Origin of the sequence: Synechococcus sp. R55.2, assembly GCF_047462075.1 — a bacterium.
Lineage (GTDB): Bacteria > Cyanobacteriota > Cyanobacteriia > Thermostichales > Thermostichaceae > Thermostichus.
In genome coordinates this window covers 1-624 of sequence record NZ_JANSIH010000293.1, presented here as the reverse complement: position 1 = coordinate 624, position 624 = coordinate 1, and the positions used below count along the sequence as shown (strand labels likewise).

The following is a 624-nucleotide window of genomic DNA, read 5'->3' as shown; positions in this document are numbered from 1 at the left end:
CCACCACTACCCGCTCGCCCGTGGTGGGAAAGTTTTTCAGCAGAGGGCGGGAGTTTTTGTAGCAGCAGTGCTCTGACCACATCACCCCAAACATGGCCAGCTCGTTGGGGTTGGGATCCCGGCCCAGCTGCTGCTGGATCTGTTGATATTCCGCCGGGGAAAGGCCGTGGGCTTTTAAGTCTTCGAGAGTATAGGGCATAGTGCTCCAATTGCCCCTAGCTTAGGTCAACAACCCAGGGCCCAAGAGACGGGCCTGACGCTCTTCCAGTATGCGGCTTAAGGGGGGCCAGCGCTTCAGGTCGGGGTCTTGGACAATAAGCTGCTCTGCCGCCTGGCGGGCCAGCTGCAGCACCTCTTGATCCTCCATGAGACTGGCCAGGGCAAAATCGGGTAGCCCCGACTGGCGGGTGCCCATCACCTCCCCTGGGCCGCGGAAGCGCAGATCCATCTCGGCAATGAAAAACCCGTCGTGGGACTGCTCCAGCACCTTGAGCCGCCGCAGGGCCTCCTCGCTTTTGGATCCTGTCATCAGGATGCAGTAGGCCTGGTCAGATCCCCGCCCTACCCGCCCCCGCAGTTGGTGCAGTTGGGAGAGCCCGAAGCGCTCTGCGTGCTCCACCAGCA

General features: G+C 61.9%; 1 protein-coding gene and 1 pseudogene. Both read right to left on the bottom strand.

Features of this window, described 5'->3' with window-relative positions; genetic code table 11:
• Positions 1 to 199: hypothetical protein (locus NW838_RS09575; RefSeq protein ID WP_414329442.1), on the bottom strand; the 199-nt coding region annotated here is incomplete at its 3' end.
• 21 nt (positions 200 to 220) lie between these two features.
• Positions 221 to 624: pseudogene (locus NW838_RS09570) on the bottom strand (DNA helicase RecG); the annotation flags it as partial.